Origin of the sequence: Deinococcus sp. YIM 77859 (genome assembly GCF_000745175.1) — a bacterium.
Lineage (GTDB): Bacteria > Deinococcota > Deinococci > Deinococcales > Deinococcaceae > Deinococcus.
Genome location: NZ_JQNI01000004.1, coordinates 106565 through 128677, shown reverse-complemented (window position 1 = coordinate 128677; position 22113 = coordinate 106565). Strand labels below are relative to the sequence as shown.

26 protein-coding genes and 2 pseudogenes are annotated in these 22113 nt (G+C 69.0%); 20 read left to right on the top strand and 8 right to left on the bottom strand.

The window, feature by feature from the left end:
- Window positions 1-6: 6 nt before the first annotated feature.
- Window positions 7-750, top strand: a complete 744-nt coding sequence (locus tag EI73_RS16760; protein ID WP_034388635.1) for a PIG-L deacetylase family protein — start codon at window positions 7-9, stop codon at window positions 748-750.
- Window positions 751-844: 94 nt separating this feature from the next.
- Entirely contained in the window at window positions 845-1162 is a 318-nt protein-coding gene (locus EI73_RS13860; RefSeq protein ID WP_034388633.1) for a metal-sensitive transcriptional regulator, read from the top strand.
- Between the two features lie 123 nt (window positions 1163-1285).
- On the opposite strand, the gene EI73_RS13855 is transcribed toward EI73_RS13860, so the two are convergent.
- Both EI73_RS13855 and EI73_RS13850 read right to left on the bottom strand, forming a co-directional pair.
- Window positions 1286-1549: a metal-sensitive transcriptional regulator gene (locus tag EI73_RS13855; protein WP_034389086.1), complete on the bottom strand. Its 264-nt coding sequence runs from the start codon at window positions 1547-1549 to the stop codon at window positions 1286-1288.
- A 67-nt stretch (window positions 1550-1616) separates the two neighbouring features.
- Window positions 1617-1820 carry a heavy-metal-associated domain-containing protein gene (locus EI73_RS13850; protein ID WP_034388632.1) on the bottom strand — a complete coding sequence of 68 codons (204 nt, stop codon included), beginning with the start codon at window positions 1818-1820 and terminating at the stop codon, window positions 1617-1619.
- Window positions 1821-1970: 150 nt separating this feature from the next.
- Between EI73_RS13850 and EI73_RS13845 the strand changes: the two are divergent.
- From EI73_RS13845 to EI73_RS13835, 3 genes and pseudogenes are all read left to right on the top strand, one after another.
- Window positions 1971-4477: pseudogene (locus EI73_RS13845) on the top strand (heavy metal translocating P-type ATPase).
- Between the two features lie 38 nt (window positions 4478-4515).
- A complete protein-coding gene (locus EI73_RS13840; protein ID WP_197050788.1) occupies window positions 4516-5583 on the top strand; it encodes a hypothetical protein in 1068 nt (355 codons plus the stop codon).
- Window positions 5498-5917: a hypothetical protein gene (locus tag EI73_RS13835; RefSeq protein WP_034388630.1), complete on the top strand. Its 420-nt coding sequence runs from the start codon at window positions 5498-5500 to the stop codon at window positions 5915-5917. Before EI73_RS13840 ends, EI73_RS13835 begins: the two co-directional genes overlap by 86 nt.
- A gap of 293 nt (window positions 5918-6210) precedes the next feature.
- Here EI73_RS13835 and EI73_RS17020 read toward each other — a convergent pair whose 3' ends face one another.
- From EI73_RS17020 to EI73_RS13825, 3 genes and pseudogenes are all read right to left on the bottom strand, one after another.
- Complete coding sequence (locus tag EI73_RS17020; RefSeq protein WP_369699476.1) at window positions 6211-6441, bottom strand: sensor histidine kinase; 231 nt, start codon at window positions 6439-6441, stop codon at window positions 6211-6213.
- A 305-nt stretch (window positions 6442-6746) separates the two neighbouring features.
- A pseudogene (locus EI73_RS17015) lies at window positions 6747-7178 on the bottom strand (HAMP domain-containing protein); the annotation flags it as partial.
- A 116-nt stretch (window positions 7179-7294) separates the two neighbouring features.
- Window positions 7295-7987 carry a response regulator transcription factor gene (locus tag EI73_RS13825; RefSeq protein WP_034388627.1) on the bottom strand — a complete coding sequence of 231 codons (693 nt, stop codon included), beginning with the start codon at window positions 7985-7987 and terminating at the stop codon, window positions 7295-7297.
- A 678-nt stretch (window positions 7988-8665) separates the two neighbouring features.
- On the opposite strand from EI73_RS13825, the gene EI73_RS13820 reads away from it, so the two are divergent.
- The 15 genes from EI73_RS13820 to EI73_RS13750 all read left to right on the top strand — a co-directional run bounded on the left by EI73_RS13820 (window position 8666) and on the right by EI73_RS13750 (window position 19072).
- Window positions 8666-9082 (top strand): heavy metal-responsive transcriptional regulator, encoded by a 417-nt coding sequence (locus EI73_RS13820; RefSeq protein WP_034389083.1) that lies wholly within the window; start codon window positions 8666-8668, stop codon window positions 9080-9082.
- 42 nt (window positions 9083-9124) lie between these two features.
- Entirely contained in the window at window positions 9125-10135 is a 1011-nt protein-coding gene (locus EI73_RS13815; RefSeq protein ID WP_034388625.1) for an ATP-binding cassette domain-containing protein, read from the top strand.
- Window positions 10125-10916, top strand: a complete 792-nt coding sequence (locus tag EI73_RS13810; protein WP_034388622.1) for an ABC-2 family transporter protein — start codon at window positions 10125-10127, stop codon at window positions 10914-10916. The genes EI73_RS13815 and EI73_RS13810 overlap by 11 nt, the downstream gene beginning before the upstream one ends.
- Before the next feature lie 2 nt (window positions 10917-10918).
- Complete coding sequence (locus EI73_RS13805) at window positions 10919-11710, top strand: ABC transporter permease (RefSeq protein ID WP_034388619.1); 792 nt, start codon at window positions 10919-10921, stop codon at window positions 11708-11710.
- A 58-nt stretch (window positions 11711-11768) separates the two neighbouring features.
- Window positions 11769-12080 carry a metalloregulator ArsR/SmtB family transcription factor gene (locus EI73_RS13800; RefSeq protein ID WP_081909135.1) on the top strand — a complete coding sequence of 104 codons (312 nt, stop codon included), beginning with the start codon at window positions 11769-11771 and terminating at the stop codon, window positions 12078-12080.
- Between the two features lie 4 nt (window positions 12081-12084).
- On the top strand, window positions 12085-12546 hold the full coding sequence (locus EI73_RS13795) for an arsenate reductase ArsC (protein WP_034388615.1): 462 nt from the start codon (window positions 12085-12087) through the stop codon (window positions 12544-12546).
- Window position 12547: 1 nt separating this feature from the next.
- Window positions 12548-13234: an MIP/aquaporin family protein gene (locus EI73_RS13790; protein ID WP_051935639.1), complete on the top strand. Its 687-nt coding sequence runs from the start codon at window positions 12548-12550 to the stop codon at window positions 13232-13234.
- A 94-nt stretch (window positions 13235-13328) separates the two neighbouring features.
- Window positions 13329-13808: a MarR family winged helix-turn-helix transcriptional regulator gene (locus tag EI73_RS13785; protein ID WP_034389079.1), complete on the top strand. Its 480-nt coding sequence runs from the start codon at window positions 13329-13331 to the stop codon at window positions 13806-13808.
- Window positions 13802-14791 carry an arsenic resistance N-acetyltransferase ArsN2 gene (gene arsN2 / locus EI73_RS16050; RefSeq protein WP_231557362.1) on the top strand — a complete coding sequence of 330 codons (990 nt, stop codon included), beginning with the start codon at window positions 13802-13804 and terminating at the stop codon, window positions 14789-14791. Before EI73_RS13785 ends, arsN2 begins: the two co-directional genes overlap by 7 nt.
- A complete protein-coding gene (locus tag EI73_RS15715; RefSeq protein ID WP_051935638.1) occupies window positions 14791-15663 on the top strand; it encodes an MFS transporter in 873 nt (290 codons plus the stop codon). The genes arsN2 and EI73_RS15715 overlap by 1 nt, the downstream gene beginning before the upstream one ends.
- A gap of 113 nt (window positions 15664-15776) precedes the next feature.
- Complete coding sequence (locus EI73_RS16750; RefSeq protein ID WP_231557361.1) at window positions 15777-15950, top strand: hypothetical protein; 174 nt, start codon at window positions 15777-15779, stop codon at window positions 15948-15950.
- 355 nt (window positions 15951-16305) lie between these two features.
- Entirely contained in the window at window positions 16306-16725 is a 420-nt protein-coding gene (locus EI73_RS13765) for a MerR family DNA-binding protein (protein WP_051935637.1), read from the top strand.
- A 34-nt stretch (window positions 16726-16759) separates the two neighbouring features.
- Window positions 16760-17245 carry a copper chaperone Copz family protein gene (locus EI73_RS13760; RefSeq protein WP_034388613.1) on the top strand — a complete coding sequence of 162 codons (486 nt, stop codon included), beginning with the start codon at window positions 16760-16762 and terminating at the stop codon, window positions 17243-17245.
- Between the two features lie 8 nt (window positions 17246-17253).
- Window positions 17254-17493 (top strand): hypothetical protein, encoded by a 240-nt coding sequence (locus EI73_RS13755; RefSeq protein ID WP_231557360.1) that lies wholly within the window; start codon window positions 17254-17256, stop codon window positions 17491-17493.
- A gap of 43 nt (window positions 17494-17536) precedes the next feature.
- Window positions 17537-19072 carry a mercuric reductase gene (locus EI73_RS13750; protein WP_081909090.1) on the top strand — a complete coding sequence of 512 codons (1536 nt, stop codon included), beginning with the start codon at window positions 17537-17539 and terminating at the stop codon, window positions 19070-19072.
- Window positions 19073-19456: 384 nt separating this feature from the next.
- Here the strand turns inward: EI73_RS13750 and EI73_RS13740 are convergent, their stop codons facing one another.
- From EI73_RS13740 to EI73_RS13730, 3 genes are read right to left on the bottom strand one after another with little or no spacing between them, the layout of a single operon-like run.
- Window positions 19457-19915, bottom strand: coding sequence for a hypothetical protein (locus EI73_RS13740; protein WP_034388608.1), 459 nt, complete (start codon window positions 19913-19915; stop codon window positions 19457-19459).
- The gene (locus tag EI73_RS13735) at window positions 19912-21828 is read right to left on the bottom strand and encodes a copper resistance CopC family protein (RefSeq protein ID WP_051935636.1); all 1917 of its coding nucleotides are present in this window, start codon (window positions 21826-21828) and stop codon (window positions 19912-19914) included. Before EI73_RS13735 ends, EI73_RS13740 begins: the two co-directional genes overlap by 4 nt.
- A complete protein-coding gene (locus tag EI73_RS13730; protein ID WP_034388603.1) occupies window positions 21825-22043 on the bottom strand; it encodes a hypothetical protein in 219 nt (72 codons plus the stop codon). The genes EI73_RS13735 and EI73_RS13730 overlap by 4 nt, the downstream gene beginning before the upstream one ends.
- Window positions 22044-22113 lie beyond the last annotated feature (70 nt).

Genomic DNA, 22113 nt, shown 5'->3' with positions numbered 1-22113 from the left:
ACTCTCATGCCCAGAACCATCCTGATGCTGGCGACCTTCGGTCTTGAAATTGTAGAAGTCGGCGGAACCCTCGCCAAACACGTGGCTGCCGGAGACAGCGTGCATGCTGCCGTGACACTCGCCCGGCCTGAGTCGCGGGTCGGCATCGAGGACGCCGCACGCGTCCTCGGCGTGCAATCGGTCCGGTTCCTGGACTTTGCTGCCGGGGAGGTGAGTCTGGACCTGCCTTCCAAGATCACCCTGGTCAGAATGTTCCGCGAACTTCGCCCGGACATCCTGATCACACAGGACCCCGAACACTCCTACCAGGACCTGGATCCAGACCGCCGGGTGGCCATGCTGCTGTACCTCGAGGCCGCGGCTATCGCGGGTCGCACATGGCGACAGGAGGAATGCGGCGGACACCCCCCGCACCTGATTCCGTCCGTGTACTTCATGACGCCCCTGCACCCGAACTGCGTGGTGGAGATTGGCAGCACGTTCGCCCTCAAGCAGCAGGCCATGAACGTCCTGGAAAGTCAGATGCGTTTCACCGCGCAGATGCTCCGTGCCCGGCTAGACGGCAACGCGCTCCAGCACATCGTCCCCAGCGGGGAGGTGAGTGGCGACGACCTGGAACTCGGGCGAGCCCTGCATCTGGAGATGAACAAGGCCGACGCCCTGAGCCACGGCCTCCTGAGCCACAGCGGGGCCACGCTGGCCGAGGCGTTCCGGCACATGAATCCTTTTCGGCTGGAGGCGTTGCTGTGAGACGCAACCAGTTTTTCGTGCGGTGTCGTCTGAAAGGTCACCTGGCTTCGTGTGCCGAAGGCGCTGTCCCTCCCCTGGGCCTGGCGGCCAACCGATGACCACCACCAAGAAAGACAGCCATTGCCTGCATGGGGAACACACCTTGTGCATGCCCGAGTCCAGCCGTAAGGCCGCCCGGCGGCGCCTCGCCATCGCCCACGGCCATCTGGAAAGCATTCAGAGGATGCTGGAGGACCCGAACGTGTATTGCGTGGATGTCCTCAAACAGCTCAAGGCTGTGCAGGGCGCGCTGGCAGGGACCGGTGAGGTGGTCTTGCGGGGTCACCTGGAAGCCCATGTGGCCACCGCGGAGTCCAGGGGTGACACCTCGGAGATCGTGAATGAGCTGATGCACGCGCTCAAATACACTTGAGGCGACCTGATGGCGGTCACACGGAGGGGTTCCCGCTCAGTTGGCCAGTGAAGGCTCACCTTGGGGTGGAATCCGAACAGCGGTCTACCTTCCTGGTAGACCGCTGTTGCGACGCTGTGGCGCTCAGGTGTACTTGAGGGCTTCCATCAGTTCTTCGACGATCTCGACGCTGTCACCCCGGGTGGAGGCGGTGGCGACGTGCGCTTCGAGGTGCCCGCGCAGCACGACCTCGCCTGCCCCGGAGAGCGCACCCTGCACGGCCTTGAGCTGCCGCAGCACGTCGACGCAGTAGGCGTCGTCCTTTTCCAGCATCGCGACGATGCTGTCGAGGTGCCCCCGGGCGATCTTCAGCCGCCGGGCGGCGCGTTTGCGCGCGTCCTCCGGCATGCACAGGTGGCCGGTGGCCGGGCTGCTGGGGTGACAGGTGGTGGGGTCGGCTTTCGCGGCGGTCACGTTAGGCGCGGACCTGGGCGCCGTAGCCTTCTTCGGCCACGGCGGTGACGAGGGCCTGCGGGTCCGCCTCACCCTGCACGGTGGCCGTGCCTTCCCGCAGGTTCACATGGACGTCTTGCACGCCGGGCACGCTCTTCAGCGCATTCTGGACGGCTTTCTCGCAGTGTCCGCAGGTCATGCCCGTCACGGTCAGTTCGGTGGTCATGGCCAAATCTTAGACCCTATAGGGGGGGATGTCAAGGTATTTGGGGGAGTATTTCGGCGCCCCTCCCCTGAAAAGCGCAGGCATAGTTGCTCCACAGTGCTGAGTGGCGTATGCTTCTCCCGTACCCCCCTGAGGGGGATAGGAGCGAAGATGAGCAAGACAGTTGAACTGGGAGTTCAGGGCATGACCTGCGCCAGTTGCGTCGGGCGGGTCGAGCGGAGCCTGCAGAAGGTGGAGGGGTCGAACGTGCCAGCGTGAACCTGGCGACCGAACGCGCCACCGTCACGTATGATCCCGAGCAGACCAGCCCGCAGGCACTGCTGGCGCAGGTCAAGGACATCGGGTACGAGCCGCTGGTGGGCGAAGCGGACCTGAGCGTGCAGGGCATGACCTGCGCGAGCTGCGTGGCGCGCGTCGAGCGCGCCCTGCGCAAGGTGGACGGTGTGCTCGACGCCTCGGTGAACCTCGCCACCGAACGTGCCAGCGTCCGCTACCTGCCGTCCACCGTCAGCGTGGGCCAGCTCAAGGCTGCCGTGCAGGCGGCCGGATACGCGGTGCTCGAAAGCGAGGCGGGCCGGGACCGCAGCGACCAGGAGCGGGAGGCCCGCGCGCGGGAAGTGCGGGGCCTGCGCCACGCAGTGACCTTCAGCGCCCTCTTCGCCCTGCCGCTGCTGATCCTGGCGATGGTGCCGATGCTCTCCATGCCCTTCCATATGTGGCTGACCGAGCGGCTGGGCCAGGGCACCCTGAACTGGATCATGCTGGCCCTCGCGGCCCCCGTGCAGTTCGGCCCGGGACTGCGCTTCTACCGCCTGGGCTGGAAGAGCCTCGCCCACCGTTCCCCCGACATGAACGCCCTGGTGATGATCGGCACCAGCGCGGCCTTCTTCTACAGCCTGCTCGTGACCCTGGCGCCTCAGATTTTCCCCGAAGGCACGGCGCACGTGTACTACGAGGCCAGCGCGGTCGTCATCACGCTGATCCTGCTGGGCAAGTACTTCGAGGCCATCGCCAAGGGCCGCTCCAGCGAGGCGATGAAGAAGCTGCTGAGCCTGCAGGCCAAGACTGCGCGCGTGGTCCGCGGCGGCCAGGAACTCGAACTGCCGGTGGACGAGGTGCTGATCGGTGACCTGATCTCGGTGCGCCCCGGTGAGAAGGTGCCGGTGGACGGGGAGGTCGTCTCCGGCGCGAGCTTCGTGGACGAGAGCATGATCACCGGGGAACCCATCCCGGTCGCCAAGCAGGCCGGCGCGTCGGTCGTGGGCGGCACCCTCAACCAGAACGGCGCCTTCCAGTTCAGGGCCACCCGGATCGGCGCGGACACGGCGCTGGCGCAGATCATCAAGCTGGTGGAGAGCGCGCAGGGCTCCAAGCCCCCCATCCAGGGGCTGGCGGACAGGGTCGTCTCCGTCTTCGTGCCCATCGTGCTGGGCATCGCCGCGCTCACCTTCCTGATCTGGATGGTCGTGGGCGGGCCGCAGGCGCTGGGCTTCGCCCTGGTGAACACGGTCGCCGTCCTGATCATCGCCTGCCCCTGCGCGATGGGCCTGGCCACCCCCACCAGCATCATGGTCGGCACCGGCAAAGCCGCTGAACTCGGCGTGCTCTTCCGCAACGGCACGGCGCTGGAAGGCCTGCAAAGCGTGAACGTGGTGGCCGTAGACAAGACCGGCACCCTCACCAAGGGCAAGCCCGAACTCACCGACCTCGTCACCGCCTCCGGCTTCCAGCGCGTGGACGTGCTGAGGCTGGTCGCGGCGGCCGAGGAGCCGAGCGAACACCCCATTGCGCGCGCCATCGTGGACGCCGCGAAGACGGAACATGTCGCCACCGTGCCACCCGAGCACTTCGAAGCGGTGCCTGGATATGGCCTGGAGGCGCGGGTGGAAGGCCGCCTGGTGCAGGTCGGCGCCGACCGGTACATGCACCACCTCGGGCTGAATGTGAGCGAGTTCGCGGCCCAGGCGGCGCAACTCGGGGACGAGGGCAAGAGCCCCCTGTACGCCGCCATCGATGGGCAACTCGCCGCCGTGATCGCGGTGGCTGACCCCATCAAGGCCGGCAGCCCGGAGGCGGTCCAGGCCCTCCACCGGCAGGGGCTCAAGGTCGCCATGATCACGGGGGACAACGCCCGCACCGCGAATGCCATCGCCCGCCAGCTCGGCATCGACGAGGTGCTGGCCGAGGTGCTGCCCAGTGGGAAGAGTGACGCGGTGAAGGCGCTGCAGGTGAAGGGCCACAAAGTCGCCTTCGTGGGCGACGGCATCAACGACGCCCCCGCGCTGGCCCAGGCCGACGTGGGCCTCGCCATCGGGACGGGCACGGACGTGGCGGTGGAGACCGCCGACGTGATCCTGATGTCGGGCGACTTGCGCGGCGTGCCCAACGCCCTGGCCCTCAGCCGCGCCACGCTGCGGAACATCAAGCTCAACCTCTTCTGGGCCTTCGCCTACAACATCATCCTGATCCCGGTCGCGGCAGGCGTGCTGTACCCCGCCTTGGGGTGGCTGCTCAGCCCGGTCCTGGCGGCGGCGGCGATGGGCTTCTCCAGCGTCTTCGTGCTCAGCAATGCCCTGCGGCTGCGCGCCTTCCGCCCGCCCGTCCGCCCAGAAGCCGTGCCAGCCGGTACGCCCTCGGCCACGCCGGTCCCGGTCTGAAGCCCCCCCGTTCTCCTGCCTGGAAGGAAGGCCCACCCATGACCACCCGTCGCCCCACCCGCGGCCTTGCCCCCCTCACCTTTGCCACAGGCACCTTCGACTGGGCGGTGGTGGGACTCGGCAGCCTGATGCTGTTCGGCGTGCACCTCGACGCCTGGGCGCACCACCGCTTCGCCCTGGAGAGCTTCTTCACACCCTGGCACGGGCTGCTGTACGCGGGGTTCGCCCTGCTGGCCCTGCTGCTGGCCGGGACGGCGCTGCGTGAGGGCGGGCTGCGGCCGGGGGTGATGCCGGCCGGGTACGGGCCCGCGTTGGTGGGCGCGGGCCTGTTCGCCCTCGGCGGCGTGAGCGACCTGGTGTGGCACACCCTGTTCGGCATCGAGGTGAGCGTCGAGGCGCTGCTGAGCCCGCCGCACCTGCTGCTCGCCCTGGGGGCCGGGCTGATGGTGACAGGACCGCTGCGGGCGGCGCTCGCCCGCGGCGAAACCCGCGCCCCGTGGCCCGCCCTGGCGTCCCTCGCGCTGCTGCTGGCACTCCTGACCTTCTTCACCACGTATGCCAACCCGCTGACGGAAGCGGGCGAACTCGGACAGGGGGGTGAACTCACCCAGGCGCTCGGCGTGGCGGGCGTGCTGGTGCAGGCGGCCCTGCTGACCGGCACCCTGCTGTTCGCCGTGCGGCGCTTCGCGCTGCCCCCGCTGGGCCTCACCCTGATCGTGACGCTCAGCTCCGTGCTGATGCTGCTCGTGCATGTCAACTACGTGCTGCTGCCCGCGCTGCTCGCGACCGGCCTGCTCGCCGACGGGTACGCCGCCTGGCTGCGGCCCGCCGCGCAGCAGGCCCGCGCCTTTCAGGTGTTCGCCGCCCTCGTTCCCGCCACGCTGTTCGCGCTCACGCTGCCTACCCTGGCCTACACGGGCCTGCTGGGCTGGAGCGTGACGCTCACGTCCGGCGCTGTCACGCTCGCCGCCCTCACCGGATGGCTGCTCAGCTTCGCCTTCCTGCCCCTCAAGGAGACCCATGACCAAATTGACGGTTGGCCCCTGGATTGCCGCCCAGAAGCTTCCCCAGCGGGAGGCCGCCCGGGACCGCCTCGCCTTCCTTGAACGCGTCCGGATCCGGCAGGACCCGCAGACGGTCGCCGGCTTCCCGCTGGTGGGTCTGGGCGGCAGTTGTGGGAAGCCCTGCTTCGCCCTCCCCTACACCCTGACCTGGACGGACGAGAACACCCGGCGGCTCGAGGACGTCGCCAGCGCGTTCGGCTGCCACGTGGAGTACGGCGTGTACCCGCACCTGAAACTGCACGAGAACGGCCAGGAAGTCGCCGCCGTGCAGGACTGGACGACCTTCGCCACCGTGTACCTGCGGCCGGGGTACGAGCGGGCCGAGGAACTGCTGGTGCGGCTCGCCGAGACGCTGGCCCCGCCGCCCCAGACCTGAAGCCACCGACCGGCGGGACAGCGTGGCAACGAATGTCCCGCCGGTCTCTTTTCCCGTCCTGCCGCCCTGCGGAAGAGGGTCAGGGCGACCGAACCCGGCAGGCAACCCGCGCACCCCCGGTCGCCCCGCTGGACAAGCGGCATCACGCGCCGTGTCGCCGGGTCCCCCACCCGGTCCTGCACCCCAGCTCAGGCACACGGCGGCCCGCCGTTGCCGGTCCTCCACGAACCAAACGGCAGGGGGTAAAGTCGGCGTTTCGACCTCACCCTTCTGCCAGCACCGCGGCTGCCCCTTCAAACTGCGGCGGGCAGCGTGAAGGCAAAGCGGCTGCCCTGGCCGGGGGTACTCTCCGCGCTGATCTGCCCGCCCATACGCTCGACCAGGCCGCGTGCAATGGTGAGGCCCACCCCGCTGCCGCCCTCCCCACGGGAACGTGCGGCGTCCACCCGGTAGAAGCGCTCGAACACCCGGGGCAGGTGCTCCGCAGCGATCCCGCCTCCGGTGTCCGCGACGAAGAACCGCACGAAGGTGCCTTCAAGGGCGGCGCCGGCGGCGACCTGTCCACCCGGGGGGTGTGCCGCAAGGCGTTGGTGAGGAGGTTGGCCAGCACCTGCGCGGCGCGTCCGAAATCCGCGCGCACCTGGGGCAGGTCCGACGTCACCTGCACCGCGAGGACGACGCCCTTCTCGTCGTAGGCCCCCTCGAAGCGCTCCCGCGCGGCCTGCAGGAGGTCCGCAGGTGGGAAGGTGCTGACGTGCAGTTCCAGGGTGCCGCGCTCCACCCGCGAGACCAGGCTCAGGTCATGGGCGAGGCGTTCCAGCGCGCTCACCTCACGTTGCAGCGCCGCACGTGCCGCTTTGGGTTCCATCACACCGTCCGCCAGCGCCTCGGTGTAGCCGCGCAGCGCGGCAATGGGGGTGCGCAGTTCGTGCGCGACGTTGGTGATCAGGTCGGTGCGCTCCTGCTCGACCTGCCCGAGGGCCGCCGCCATGCGGTTAAAGCTGCGCGCGAGGTCGGTGAGCTCGTCGTTGCCCTCCTCCGGGAGACGGCGCTCGTAGCGCCCCGACGCGAGGGCGCGGCTGCCCTCGCTCAGCAGGCCCACGCTGCGCACCACCCGCCGGGCGGACGGCAGGGCGGTGACGGCCGCCACCAGCAGCGCGAGCGGCAGGGATGCCAGCAGCGCGGACGTGAGGGTGCCGCGCACGCCGCGCTCGAGGTCAGGGCGCAGCTCCGCGCCGCGCGGGCCGATCAGGGCGACCATCTGCTCGACATGGCCGCGGACAAAGGCCGGGGCCAGCAGCTCGGCGAACAGCAGCAGGGCGCCGAGGGCGACGACGACGATCAACACGTGCGACAGCAGCATCTTGAAGAAGAAGTTCATGGCGTCCTCGGGCTTTCGTCCTGCCCGTCCTCCCGAAACCGGTAGCCCACGCCGCGCACCGTCTCAATGTACCGGGGGCGCTCGGCGTCGTCCCCAAGCTTCCGGCGCAGTCCCGTGACATGGACGTCCACCACGCGCTCCATCCGGGGATAGTCCAGGCCCCACACCCGCTCCAGCAGCCGCTCGCGGGTCCAGGCCAGCCCCGGGTACTGCGCCAGGGTGAAGAGCAAGTCGAATTCCAGCTTGGACAGGCCGAGGGGTTCACCGCGCAGGGTGGCGGCCCGCGCGCGCACGTCCAGGCGCAACTCGCCGTGCTCGATGACCTCCCGCACGCCCACGCGGCGCAGCAGCACCTTGACGCGCGCGACCACCTCACGCGGGGAGAAGGGCTTGGTGACATAGTCGTCGGCACCGCCCTCCAGACCGCGCAGTTTGTCCTCTTCCCCGTCGCGTGCGGTCAGCATCAGGAGGGGCAGCTCGGGAAAGGTGGCGTGGGCCCGCCGCGCGAGTTCCAGGCCGGTCATGCCCGGCAGCATCCAGTCGAGCACCGCCACATTTGCCTGCGGCAACAGGCTCAGCGCCCGCGTGCCGTCGCGGGCTTCCAGCACCCGGAAGCCCTCCTGGCGCAGGTACACCCGCAGGATTTCCAGGATGGCCGGGTCGTCATCCACGATCAGCACGGTGGGCACTGGGCCTCCAGGTCAACGGGCCGGTCCCGCTCCTGAGCGCACCCACCTCGCCGGGCGCGCTTACGGGACGGCCTGTTCTCCGGCCCCAGGCTGGACCACCATGTCCGCCGCCCCTTGATCCGGGCGTCCCGGCCTGGCCCGCCCGGCGACCCGGACGCGGCGGTCTGGAGGACGGCCCTCGACCACTCAAGGCCGTTGGCAGCCGGGTGACCGGTCCGCAACCTGCGCCTGATGTTCGTCGTCTGCCCGACCGGTTCTTTGGTTCCCTGCCTCACTTGCGGCTGTTGAACGGCGCGGACCCGGGCGTTGCCGAAGACCAGGGTGGCCCGGCTCTTTGGGGACAAGACACTCACCTCCAGCGTGAGGCTACCGGCAGGCCGTTAAGTTCCTGTAAAGCTGGGGATCGGTGCCGGGATGAACGGGTGACCGGTGGGGAGCCTGGTCACCTCACCCGTGAACCTCACCGCAGCGCCCCTCCCTCTGCAGGAAACGCCGGTGTCCGAGCATCACGAGCAGGAGCGCCACGAGCAGCAACTCCAGCGGCCAAGTCTCGGATTGTTCCTATCGTATAGAACCCTCCGCTCTGAACCCATTGGCCCTTCCCACCGTGCCCCCATGACCGACAATCCTCCTGACGCCCGGCGCGCTGCGCCCACCCCCTTCCTGCTAGGAGCCCTCATGTCCACCTCCCCCGTCCGCATCGGTGAACTCGCCGCCGAGTTCCACCTCAACCCCAAAACCCTGCGCTACTACGAGAGCATCGGCCTGCTCCCCGCCCCCGGCCGGTCCACCAGCGGCTACCGGCAATACGGGGCAGCCGACCGCGCCCGACTGCACTTCATCGTCCAGGCCAAGGCCGTCGGCCTCCGCCTGGAAGACATCGCCGAAGTCCTCCAGGTCCGCGAGCGGGGAGAACCCCCCTGCGCGCATGTCCGCTCCCTGCTCGACGCCAGGCTCGCGGAGGTGGACCGGCACCTCCAGGCCCTCACCCGGTTCCGCGCCGAACTGCTGGCCCTGCGGGTGGAAGCCGACGTGGAGGGGTGCGGCGGCAGCGTGTGCGGCATCATCGAACGCTCGGCCCTCGGCCGGGCTTGACCTTCCACCAGACTGGAAGCTCTAGGCTGCCCTCCTGCGGCCATGAGCGACCCCATCATCCACGCCCACCACCTCCAACGCCGCTACCGGGTACCCATCCGGCGACCGGGCCTGCGCGGGGCCTTCCAGGACCTGCTGCACCCCGAGTACCGGGCGGTGCAGGCGGTGCAGGATGTGAGCTTCGCCCTCCAGCCGGGGGAGAGCGTCGCGTACCTCGGCCCGAACGGCGCGGGGAAGTCCACCACCGTGAAGATGCTGGCGGGCATCCTCAAGCCCAGCGGCGGGGAGTTGTGCGTTCTGGGCTATCACCCGCACCGGGACCGGCAGCAGTACGTCCGGCACATCGGCGTGGTCTTCGGGCAGCGCACGACGCTCTGGTTCGACCTGGCGGTGATCGAATCCCTCCGCCTGCTGCAACGGGTCTACGCCATCCCCGAGCCCGTCTTTCAGGAGCGGCTGGCGCTGTTCGACCAGGTACTCGACCTCGGCCGGCTGCTCGCCACCCCCGCCCGCAAGCTCTCCCTGGGGCAGCGGGTCCGCGCCGACCTCGCTGCCGCCCTGCTGCACGACCCCCGGGTGGTGTTCCTCGACGAGCCCACCATCGGGCTGGACGTGAGCGTCAAGGCCCGTATCCGCGAGTTCCTGCGCCGGATCAACCGCGAGTTCGGCACCACGCTGCTGCTGACCACCCACGACCTCGGAGACGTGGAGGCCATCAGCGACCGGGTGCTGGTCATCGACGCCGGGCAACTGATCTTCGACGGCACGACCCGGGCCCTGAGGGAGGACCTGGGGCGGGGAGACCGGATCACCGTCGTCTCCTCTGGGGGTAACCTACGCGCCCTGAATGCCGCGACCCAACCCTTCCACCTGAGCTGGACGGACGAGGGGCAGGGCCGCTACAGCACGGTGTACGACGGGCGCCGGGTGCGGACCCCGGACCTGGTGTCCCGGGCGCTCTCCGCCGTCCCGGTGGACGACCTGCAACTGCGGGAGGCAAGCATCGAGGACGTGGTGCGGGAGCTGTACGAGCGGGGGCGGCATGACGGATAGAGGGGTGTACTGGGGCTTCGCCCGCCTGCGCTTCGCGGACCTGATCGCCACCCGCACGCGCTTTTTCATCGGCATCGGTTCGTACTTCATCTACGTCAGCGTGTACGCCGCCCGCGCCCGCGCCATCTACCAGGGGAAGGATCAGGTGGGGGGCCTGACTCCCCTGGAAGGCCTGACCTATGTCGCGGTCGCCTGGGTGCTGCGCTCACTGTACACCAACCCCCTCGACCGCGAGGTGACTGAGGAGGTGCGGCGCGGCGACATCGCGCTGTCCCTGCTGCGCCCGGTGGACTACCCCTGGTCCCGGCTCGCCAGCGCAGCGGGGGAGGCGCTGGTTCGGGCCGTGATCTTTACCCTGCCCGCCGCCGTGCTGATCGCCCTGGTCTACCCATTGCGGCCACCGGCCGGTCCGCTCGCCGCTGCCGGGTTCCTGGCCGGGACGGTGTTGGCCTTCGTGGTGTACTCGCAACTGAACCTGCTCGTCGGCCTCTGTGCCGTCTTCACCGAGCACACGGTTGGCCTCCAGCGGGCGAAGAACGCGATGGTGGACCTGCTGGGCGGGGTCCTGATCCCCCTGACGTTCTTCCCGGAGTGGGCGCAGGCGGTCCTGGCCTGGCTGCCGTTCCAGGCGGTCACGTATACCCCGGTGGCGATGTATCTGGGGGAAATGAACGTCACGCGGGGGCTGCTGGTGCAAACGGTCTGGGCAGCCCTGCTCTTCGTCCTGGTCCGGGTGCTGTGGCGCCGCGCGCTGGGGCAGCTCACCGTGCAGGGGGGCTGAACGTGCGGCGGCACTTGAGGTTGGTGGGGGCCTACGTCGCCTTGCTCGCTCAGGCCCGGCTGTCGTACCGGGCCGACTTCTTCGTGCAGGTGGGCTCCGACCTGCTGTTGCAGGCGGTGGACCTGGCCTTCCTGGCGGTGGTGTTCAGCCGGGTGCAGGCCCTGGGGGGCTGGTCGTTCGAGGAGGCGCTGTTCATCTACGGCTTCTTCCTGATCCCCTTCGCGCTGTTCAACGCGTCCTTCGCCGCACTGTCGGACGTGGGGGGCCGCTACGTCGTGGGGGGTGAACTCGACCGCATCCTGACCCGGCCCCTGAACAGCCTGCTCCAGGTGCAGTTGGAGTTGCTGCGCCCGCAGGCCCTGAATGGAGTGCTCTTGGGCGTGGTAGTGCTTGCCATTGCGTCAGCGCGGTTGGGCTTCACCTGGACGGGGCTCGACGTGCTGGTGGCCCTGGCAGGCATCCTCGGCGCTTGGCTGGTGTACGGCGGCTTGTGGGTGGCCGCGGCGAGCACCAGCTTCTGGACGCAGGAGCGGGGCATCGGGTTCTTCCCCCTCGCCTACAACACCATCAACTTCTCCCGCTACCCGTTGACCCTCTACCCGGCGGCCGTGCGCTTCGTGCTGACCTTCGTGCTGCCCTACGCCTTCCTGGCCTTCTACCCGGCGGCAGGACTGCTGCGCGGGGAGTACGCCCTGCTCGGGTGGCTCACCCTACCGGTGGGCGTGGGGGTGTTCGCCCTGGGGCTGCTGGTCTGGCACCGGGGCCTGGCCCGTTATGAAGGGGCCGGGTCCTAACAAACCAGATTGGTTTTTGCTGAAGCGTCCCATCCCCTAGAGTGGTTGGGTGACGACCCTGGCTGTTCCCGGCGTGCTTGACCAGCTCAAGGCGCTCTCCCACGAGATCCGCTATGACCTGATCCGGCACCTCGCCGGGGGCGAGCGCTGCGTCTGCGACCTGGAAGCCCTGCTGGACCTACCTCAATCGAAGGTCTCCTATCACCTGGGCATCCTGCAGGAGGCCGAGTTGGTGACTTCTGAGCAGCGCGGCAAGAACACCTACTACCACCTGCGGCAGGATCAACTGTTCCGGTTGGGTGGCGCCCTCCTCACCGAGATTTTTGCGGACCTCTCCGGTTTGACGCATCAAGCGAAATTCATATGCTGAGGGCGTGAAGCGCGTCCTGATCCTCTGCACCCACAACTCCGCCCGCTCCCAGATGGCTGAGGCCCTGACCCGTGCCGCCGCGCAACGCGCCGGTCTCGACCTCGACGTGCATTCGGCTGGGACAGAAGCTACGCGGGTGAAGGACGAGGCGAAGACCATGATGGCGGAGGTCGGGCTGAACCTCGACGGGCACACCAGCAAGACCTTGTGGGATGTGCCGGACCCCCAGAACTTCGACTACGTGATCACCGTCTGCGACTCGGCGGCAGAAGCCTGCCCCGCCTACCCGGGCCGGACGCACCGGCTGCACTATCCCTTCGTCGATCCCAGCGGCGGGAGTCTCGACCGCTGGCGCACGGTGCGTGACCAGCTCCAGGGGCAGTTCGAGGCCTTCGTGCAGGCACTGAAAGACGGGAAGCCGGTGCCCGAGTCCTACGGGGACAGCCCCGCCGTCTCCGTCGCCTGACGTGACCGTTCCCCTGTCGCGTGCCTTGGTCGCCGAAGCGCTGGGCACCTTCGCCCTGGTGTTCTTCGGCCCCGGCGCGGCGGTCGTGCAGGCACAAACGGGGGCGCTTGGGCACCTTGGCGTGGCCGCCGTGTTCGGGCTGACTGTGACGGCCGTGATCGCCACCTTCGCACCCATCAGCGGGGCGCACATCAACCCGGCGGCCACCTTCGCGCTGTGGCTGTCGGGCCGCTTCCCACCCGGGAGGGTCCTGCCCTACGTCGCCGCTCAACTGCTCGGCTCAGGCGTGGCGGCCTTCGTGCTGCTGGCGCTCTTCGGACTCCGGGGCCACCTCGGTGCCACGGTTCCCGCCGGGAGTGTGGCTCAGGCGTTCGTCCTCGAAACGGTGCTGACCTTCTTCCTGCTGCTCGTCGCCCTGCGCTCGGGGCTGCCCTGGGTGGTGGGCGGCGTCGTGGCGCTGGAGGCCACGATGGGTGGCCCGATCACCGGGGCGAGCATGAATCCGGCGCGCTCCTTTGGTCCCGCCCTGGCAAGCGGCATCTGGACCGCCCACTGGCTGTACTGGGCCGCCCCCCTGCGCGGCGCCGCGCTGGCAGCCACCGCCAGCCACTTGCTGAGCCCCGCCGAGCCTATCGAAACCCAGCCGCAACATGCTCAGGAGTTCGCGCCTAAGCGGGAAGTGAACTGAGAACGAAGCCCAGGGGAGAGGTGTGCCCGCTCGCCTCCTGTTGTCTCCTTTAGTTGTTATTGACAACCAAGTGGGACGAGCGTACAGTCGCCGCATGACCGTTGCTAAAGACAACAAAGTGGAGGAGGTGAGTCAGACAGGGGCGCTACTCCGCACGGTAACGCGGCTGTTCACCGAGTTGCAGCAGCGCAACTTCGCCTGCTGCGACGTGCAGTCCGCCACCCAATGCGTGATCCTCACCACCCTGGAGCGCGAGGGCGACCAGACCCTCACGGCCCTGACGCGCAGCCTCAACCTGGACAAGGCGTGGCTCAGCCGCAGCACCGACGACCTGGTGGAACAGGGCCTGCTCGCCAAGACGCCACACCCCGGGGACCGCCGCGCCCTGCTGCTGCGCCTGACCGACACCGGGCATACGGCCGCCCAGGACCTCAACGCCCAGCTCAACGCCCAGTCCGCCCAGGTGCTGGCCCGCCTCCCAGAGCAGGACCGGACCGCGGCCCTCCGTCTGCTGACCGGCCTGGCCGGGGCACTTCAGGCCGAACTCGACGGGGAAGGGGGCTGCGCGTGTTGATTCGAGGTGCTGCCCCTGCCGATCTGCCCGCCATCCTCGCCCTGCTTTCGGCCCTCGATCTACCCACGGCGGACGTCGAGGACCACCTGGGCACCTTCCTCCTCGCTGAAGGCGACGAATTGCTCGGGCTCGCCGGACTGGAGCCCCACGGCAGCGTCGGCCTGCTGCGCTCGGTGGCGGTCACGCCCTCTGCTCAGGGACAGGGCATCGCGGCGCAACTCGTGGGCGAGGTCCTCCACCAGGCTCGCTCCCAGGGACTTCAGGAGATCTACCTGCTCACCACCACCGCCGAGACCTACTTCCCACGCCTCGGCTTCGCCCGGATCTCTCACTCGACCGCTCCTACTGCCCTGCTGGCGTCCCGCGAGTTTCAAGACGCCTGCCCTCAGTCCGCCACTCTGATGCACCTCTCGCTCCAGGAGAACGCCATGACCCAGACCATTCCCGGCATCCATGACCAGACCTCGACGCTTGCACTCCTCGACGCCCTCCGGGTCCAACCGCAACTTCCCCTGGAATTCCACCTGCACGGCGAGCTGCTGGTCGGTCCCGGCTACCACGTCACCGAGGTCAAGGCCGTGACCATCGAGTCGATGGACTGCGGCGGGCGCGCGGACGCCTGGCGCGAGACGGTCATCCAGCTCAAGGACGGCAATGCTCAGGAAGCGCAGGCGGGCTTCATGACCACCCGCAAGTTCCTGGGGATCTACGACCGGGTGGCCAGGAGCGTCCCCGTGCGTGGGGAGGCGGAGGTCCGCTTCGAGTACGGCAACAGCGTGACTCCGGCCATGCAGTACCACGTCACGCACGTCGAACCCCAGGCCGGGCGGGTCATCGTTCATTTGCGGACGCCGGGCGTGCAGTGCAAGGCGGCTGACTCTTGCGGTCAACCTGCGACGAATCAGGCGCAGAACGCTGGAGGCTGTGCGCCTGAGAGTGGCTGTTGTGGCCCGACGAGCGCCGACCTGATCCTGCTGGGCTGATGCCCGACTTCCAGGGAGGCCAGCGCCCGCTCGTGTGGACGCTGGCCGTCCTCTCCACCGTCAGCTACGGTGCCCTATACTACGCCCAACCGCTGCTCGCGGTGGCTGCTGAGCATCAGCGGGGCTGGACCCGCACTCAGACGGGCATCGCCTTCACCCTGGCCCTCCTGGTCACGGCCCTGGTTGCCCCGGCGGTGGGTCGTGCCCTCGATGCGCGCGGCGGCCGGGTCCTGATCGGCGGGGGTGCGGTGCTGGGCAGCCTGGCCTTCGTGCTCCTGGCCCTGTCGTCGAGCTACGTCCCCTTCGTGATCGGATGGCTGCTGGCCGGTGTGGCGATGGCCCTGACCTTCTACGAGGCCGTGTTCACCGTCCTGGGGCAGGTGGTGAGCGGCAAGGAGCGCACCCGGGCCACCCTGACGATCAACTCTGGTCGCCGGGCTGGCGAGCACGATCTTCGTCCCGCTCACCACCGCCCTGCTGACGGGTGGGCTGCGTGGGGCGCTGTTCGGGCTCGCGGCGTTGCTGCTCGCGGTCGGCCTGTTGAGCTGGCGGGCGCTGCCGAAGGACGGCAGGACGACGGTGGGAACCGTGCCGCTTTCCTTCACCCCGGACCGCACCTTTGTCCGGCTGACCCTGGCCTTCACCCTCGCCCGGATCGTGACCGTCGGAGTGGGGTTGCAACTCGCTCCACTGCTGCTGGCCGCTGGGTCCGCTCCGGTGCTGGCAGCGGGGCTGACCGCCCTGCCCGGACGGGTGGTGTTCGTGCCCCTGCTGGAGCGACTGGGCACCCTACCGCTGACCGTGATGCTGTCTGTTCGCCGGACTGGAACTCGGGGCGCTGCTGCTGCACTTCCCGGCAGCTCTTCCCCTGACGGTCAGCGGCATCGTCCTGTTCGGCATAGCGAGCGGCGCCCTCACCCTGGCGCGGGCGGAGCTGCTGACCCGGCAGTACCCGACGGAGACCTTTGGAACGGCAAATGGGCGCATGGCGCGGCCGGTGAACCTCGCGCAGGCGTTCACGCCGCTGGGCGTGGGCTGGCTCTACACCGTCTCCGGGGGGTATGGGTGGTCACTGACCTTGCTGGCCCTCCTGGCGGGTCTGGCCGTCTGGGTAGCCTGGGGAGCTGCGCCGCGAGAGGTCCCGGCGCCCGGTGCCTAGCTCCATCGCCTGCTTCGCCTCGACTTGGCGGACGGGAGCCGCCATCCCACGTCCGCCCCCAAGCGCCCTTATGCCCCTCGGATAACCCTGCCGGACGAGCGCTCCAGGGAGCGTCTCGCTCACGAGACCGGCGAGACCGTCAAGGCCCGCGTTCCTGAGCCCACCTCGGGCTCCCCAATCACATGCGGCGACCGAGTGGACGGCCCGGAACCGCCGAGCGCGTGGGTTCATCCACACGACCTCGGACTTGCTCACCCAAATGACTGCCGGAAACTTGAAGCGTTTTTCACTCTGGTCCGGCCTACCTGCCGCGCCGCGTCACCATCACTTCCCACGGATCGGTCAGGATCAGGGCATGACGGACCTCGCTGACATGCCCATCGGTCAACTCGCCGCGTTGACCGGCGAGAGCGTCAAGGCCTTGCGCTACTGGACGGACTTCGGCCTGCTGACCGTGGAGCGCCGCCCCAGCGGCTACCGACACTACCCGCCCGAGGCCACCGAGCAGGTCCGCTTCATCCGCTCCGCGCAGGCCACCGGCTTCACCCTCGACGAGATCCGCCGGATTCTCCTGGCCCGTCAGGACGGGCAGAAACCCTGCGCGCACGTCAAGGCTGACCTCGACGCGCATCTGAAGACGGTGCGGGCACAGATCGCGCAACTCCAGGCGCTCGAAGCGCAGTTGCAGGCCAGGGTGACGTGGGCGGAGGAACACCCCGACCCCGCCTGCGATTCCGCGGGATGCGTCTACCTGGAAGACACGCCCAGGGCTTGACTCTCCCCTGGGCGGGAGATCCTAGCCTCGGGGCATGACCACCCCTGATTGCTGCGCTCCGACCATGCCGGTCGCGGTGACCACCTGTCCTGTTTGTGCCACCACGGCCAGGGCCGTGAAGCTCATCACCCTCAAGGCCCTGCTGACTCCAGCGGCGCTCGCCACCCTCGATCCGCAGGAGACGCACCGCTTCTGCCCGGACGCGGCCTGCGACGTCGTGTACTTCAGCGCCTCCCAGACCTACCAGCAGGCGGAAGTGAAGGTGCCCGTCTTCCAGAGGGACGAGCGAGGGCTCACCCCCGTCTGCTACTGCTTTGGTCATACCCGCGCCGATCTGGAGCACGCCGTCCGGGAGGGACATCCCGGAGCCATTCCTCAGTCGATCCAGGCGCACATCCAGGCCGGACGCTGCGGGTGCGAGGTGAACAACCCCCAGGGAAGCTGCTGCCTGGGGAACGTGAACCGCACCCTGGCCGCCCTCCAGACCCCCGCCGAGAAAGGGCGTGCCGGATGCTGCTGAGGAAGCCGGTGAGCCACCTCCGCGCATACCTGCTGCTCGGCAGTGCCCTGCTGCTGTGCCCCTGTCATCTGCCCGTCCTGCTTGCGCTGCTGATTGGTGGTTTCGGCGGCGGGGTCGTCGCGGGGTTCCTGGGCCGGACCATGCCGCTCGTCCTGGCCCTCGCCACCGGGTACTTCGTGTTCGCCCTGTGGCTCGGCCAGCGCCGGCTGAAGCGCCAGGCCAGCGGCGCTCCCTCCACTCCCGCCTGATACAAGCCGCAGCCGCTCCCTTCCCCCTCCCCAGGAGGTCAACATGCCGGACCAGCCGAACGACCGCACTCAACCCGACGTGAACAAGATTGAGGACACCCGTGACCAGGCGACGTTCGAGTCCATCGCCCGCCCCAGCGATCCTGCCAGTGACGCCTCGCAGGAGACCCAAGGGGTGGCCCCGAGCACGGGAATAGGCACGCACTACGACGCCATCGTGCTGGGTGGTGGGATGGCTGGCGTGCCCCTGGCGCACCGCCTCGCGTACAAGGGCTTCAAGACGGCCTTGATCGAACGCGCGGAACTCGGCGGGACGTGCCTGAACCGGGGCTGCATTCCCACCAAGACGATGATCGCCAGCGCCCGGGTCGCGCACCTGGCTTACCTGAGCGAGCAGTGGGGCGTGGAGACCGGCGAGGTGCGCGTGCATCTCGGCCGGGTGGTGGACCGCAAGGACGATCTCGTGCGCAGCATCCGCGCCGGGTCCGAGCGGAACGTCGCGCAGAACAAGAACCTCACCCTGATTCGTGGGAACGCGCGGTTCGTTGGGGAGCGCCGCTTGGAGGTGAACGGGGAGGAGATCAGTGCGGAGCGGGTCTTCATCGCGGTCGGAACGCGCAACCGGGTGCCTGGGATCGAGGGGCTGGAGGGCGTGCCGTTCCTCGACTCCACCACGGCGATGGAACTGCGTGAGGTCCCCCCGCACCTGGTCATCGTGGGCGGCGGGTACATCGGGGGGGAGTTCGCACAGATGTACCGCCGCTTCGGCAGTGACGTGACGGTGTTGCAAAGTGCGCCGCACCTGTTGGCGAGCGAGGACGAAGACATCACGACGGCGCTGAGGGAGGCACTGGAGGCCGAGGGCATCGAGGTCGTCGTGGAGGCACGTGCGCAGCGCGTGGAGGGCGGCGAGGGGCACGTGCGGGTCACGGCCACGGTGGACGGCGAGGACCGCACCTATGCCGGAACCCACCTGATGATCGCCGCAGGGCGCGTGCCGAACACGGATGGGCTCGGTCTGGAGCACGCCGGCGTGGACCTCGACGAGCACGGCTTCATCCGGATCAACGACCGGCTGGAGACGACCGCGCCCGGCATCTGGGCGCTGGGGGACGTGCGGGGCGGGCCGATGTTCACGCACACCGCGCGGGATGACGCGCGGATCATCTACCAGAACGTCGTCAAGGGGCAGGACCTGAGCATCCGGGACCGGGTGGTGCCGTGGGGCGTGTTCACCGACCCCCAGCTCGGGCGAGTGGGACTTTCCGAACGCGCGGCACGGGCGGCGGGCTTCAAGCTGAAGATCGGGCGGTACGAGGCGCGCAAGGTCGCCAAAGCGCGGGCCCTCGGGGAGACGCGGGGACTGATCAAGGTGGTGGCGGACGCAGCGACTGACCGCATCCTGGGTGCGGCGGTGCTGATGGCCGAGGGAGCGGAACTGGTGCACGAGTTCGTGACGGCGATGCAGCTTGGTGCGCGGTACACCGACTTGCAGGACATGATCCACATCCACCCGACCCTGGCGGAGGGCCTGAACAACGCCCTGGGCGGGGTGCATTACGAGGAAGGGCTGGAATGAGGAGGGATGAGCCCTTCGTGCCCACGGGCGCAAGTGGCCTGACCTGATCGGCTGCACCCCTTGTTCCTCCCACGGGGCTGGGCTTCGCCTCACCTCCCCACGACGACCGCAGTCTTCCCGATCAGCACGCCCGGCGGCACTTTATCTTTGCGGACTTTCCGTCGCGGGTGGACCTCCTGCACCTTGCCGAGCAACCCCCGCACAACCATGACGCCCAACCGGACGTGCTGTCTCTTTTCCCCGTCCACGACGCTACCGTGCAGGCAATAAACGAGGCCGGTGCGGCGTCTGGCCGTGAAGTGGCGGCCACCGCGGGCCTCCAGGTCGAGGACTGGGAACATTGGCAGCGACGAGAGTGCGGTCCTGGGGGCGCTGGCAACCCGGTCAGGTCTGCTGATGCCGCCTCCCGGTGATCATCACCAGCAGCAGCGCCACGAGCAGCAGTTCCAGGGAGGTGGTGATCAGCCCAAAGGCGTCCCATCGCTCAATCTCACCCGCCTCCGGCCCGAAAAAGGGAATCCCGACCGTGCGGGTGACGAAGTACATCCCGGCGATCAGCAGGTTCCCAAGCACGCCAGCCCAGGAGTACGGCACTTCCAGTCGGCTGCTCCCCACCCGGGGGAAAGGGTCGTTTTGCGCCGCTTTCGTCTCAAAGTAACGCAGCAGCAGGAAGCCGCCCCAGACGAACTGCGTGGCCGTCGCCACCAGGAAGAACAGGCCGTACCCGAACCACTCCTCGAAATGCGCGCCGGTCACCCCGCCGTGAAGGACGGCCGCCAGCATGGAGAGGCCCGCCGCCAGCGGAATGCGCAGGTCGGTGAAGGACTGTATCCGGCTGGTCAAGGCAAGTCCCCTTTCTGGGATGGAGGGTACGCGATCTCACGCTGGACAGCGTATGAGGGGCCAACGACCCGTTCCCGCCGGATGCGGTTGCGCCCGTCGACATGCAGCTCGTACCAGATGCTGGAGCCGGGAACGAACAGCGACAGCACGGTGTGGCCCTCTTCGTCGCGTCCCACCTCCCGCACGTCCTCCGCCCCACCGCCCAGGTAGAGGTCGGTCGCGGCGAGCGTCTCTGCCGTCAGCGGAAAGGAATGGGGAGACGGGTCCAGGCTGTTGAGCGCCTGCTCCGTCACGGTAAAGCTTCCCGCACGCTTCATGGCCTCCACCACCCGCGCGAGCCGCCCCGCCTGATCCGGGCCGGGTGGCCAGCGCAGCTTCACCGTGGCCCTCCCACCTGGCCACTCCGGGTCGGTCACCCTCACCTGGACAGTCGTTTCCCCATTCTTCCACTCGTACGGAGCGCGAAAACACCCCCGGCCGCAGGAACGCGGGTACAGCGTGAAGCTTCCAGCAGGCCCCCCGCCACTCACCCAGACACGCGTCTTCTCGCCCGGCTTTCCGGTGGGTTGCGTGACCTGTACGCGCAGTTCCCCCTCGGTGGCCGTGACGTACACGCTCAGGAATCCGACCTGATCGGCTGCGCGCACCGCCGAGCCCGCAGGAGGCGCGCCGAGGATGTTTGCGGCCGTGAGCGCCTGCGGCGGGGTGGCGTTCACCAGCCCCGCGCTCAGGAGCAACACGCCCAGCAGCGCGACAGCTTCCCCGGGCACCAACCGCGACAGGCGCGAGGGGGTGGTCGTTCGGGACGGCATCGCCCGAGTGCGGGCCAGCCAGGCCAGCGCCAGGGCGGCGAGCGCTGCGGCGACCTTGGCGAGGAGCAGCCGCCCGTACTGCGTCGTCCACAGTTCATCCGGGACTGCGAACTTCGGCCACGCCAGGACCAGACCGAGCAGCAGGAGCGGCCCCACCGTCCAGGCCGCCAGCCCCGCGTACCGCCCGGTGCCCGCCCTGATCCCTTCCGTCCACCCGGTGGCCCTCCCCGACCACAGCACCTGCGCGAGGTGGACCAGGGCTCCGACCCAGACCGCGGCGAGCAGCAGGTGCGCCAGACCGAGCGGCGTGAACCAGAAACTCTCGGCGTTGCCCAGGTGCCCCTGCCACGCCACGGCCAGCGCCCCGACGCCCAACGGGAGGCCCACGAAAGGCCGCGCGCGACCCCTGGCCATGAGGGCGCTCACCAGGAAGGCCAGCAGCGCCAGGGACGCCGCGACGCCCGGGCGGCCAGTCAGGACCGTGTTGACGGCCTGCGGGCCAGCGCTAGCCAGGGACACGAGCTGCACGGCGCCGCCCAGCACGGCCAGAACCGCGCCCAGGCCGATCCACGCGCGCGGGACGCTCTGCCCCCTCCACACGTATCGCTCGCTGATCCACCCGCCCAGCGCGAGGGCGAGCCCCACCAGCAGCAGGGCGCTCCCCGTCACCCAGGGAAGCGGCACCCCGTCCACGTTGTCCTGCAACCCGGGGATCGCCCCCTCGGAACCCACGCCGAAGGCGAACTCCCCGCTGGAGAGGTGCCCGTCCGCCGCCACCACCTGCCAGGACACCACGTACACGCCCGGCTTCAGTGATGGCAGGGTCGCCAGCAGGTTCCGGGCGTCGGCCCCAGGGTGAAGCTCACGAACCTCCAGTGCGTCCCCCTTCAGGGCGCGGACCCTGACCTGGGCCGAGCGCGGACTCACCGGTTCACTGAACTGCAATGCGAGCTGGCGTGGCGCCTCGCTAAAGCGCGCCCCGGCCCGCGGGAGGGTGTTGACCAGGAAGGCGTGCGCGGCGGCGCCGGAGAGCCAACTCAGGCTCAGGGCGATGCACAGCGCCAAGACGGCCCGCATCCGGCGACCAGCCTTCCAGGTCATGGGCGGAGTCGGCGCTCCAGGTCGTCCAGTTCCTCAGCGTTGATCTCGCCACGGGCGAAGCGCTCACGCGCCAGTTGCCAGGCCCGGTCCCGCCCATCGTCGCGGTGCCCATCGCGGGTGAGCCGCACCATCAGGTACACCACGGCAGCGATGACTGCTACCCACAACAGCACGCTCAGCAGCATTGTCCCGCCACACCCCATCATTCCCATCATCACGCGTCACTCCTTGCCCGCAACGTCCGCGCCGGGGTGGGCGGACAGTCGCGTGATCGAGGGCAAGGTA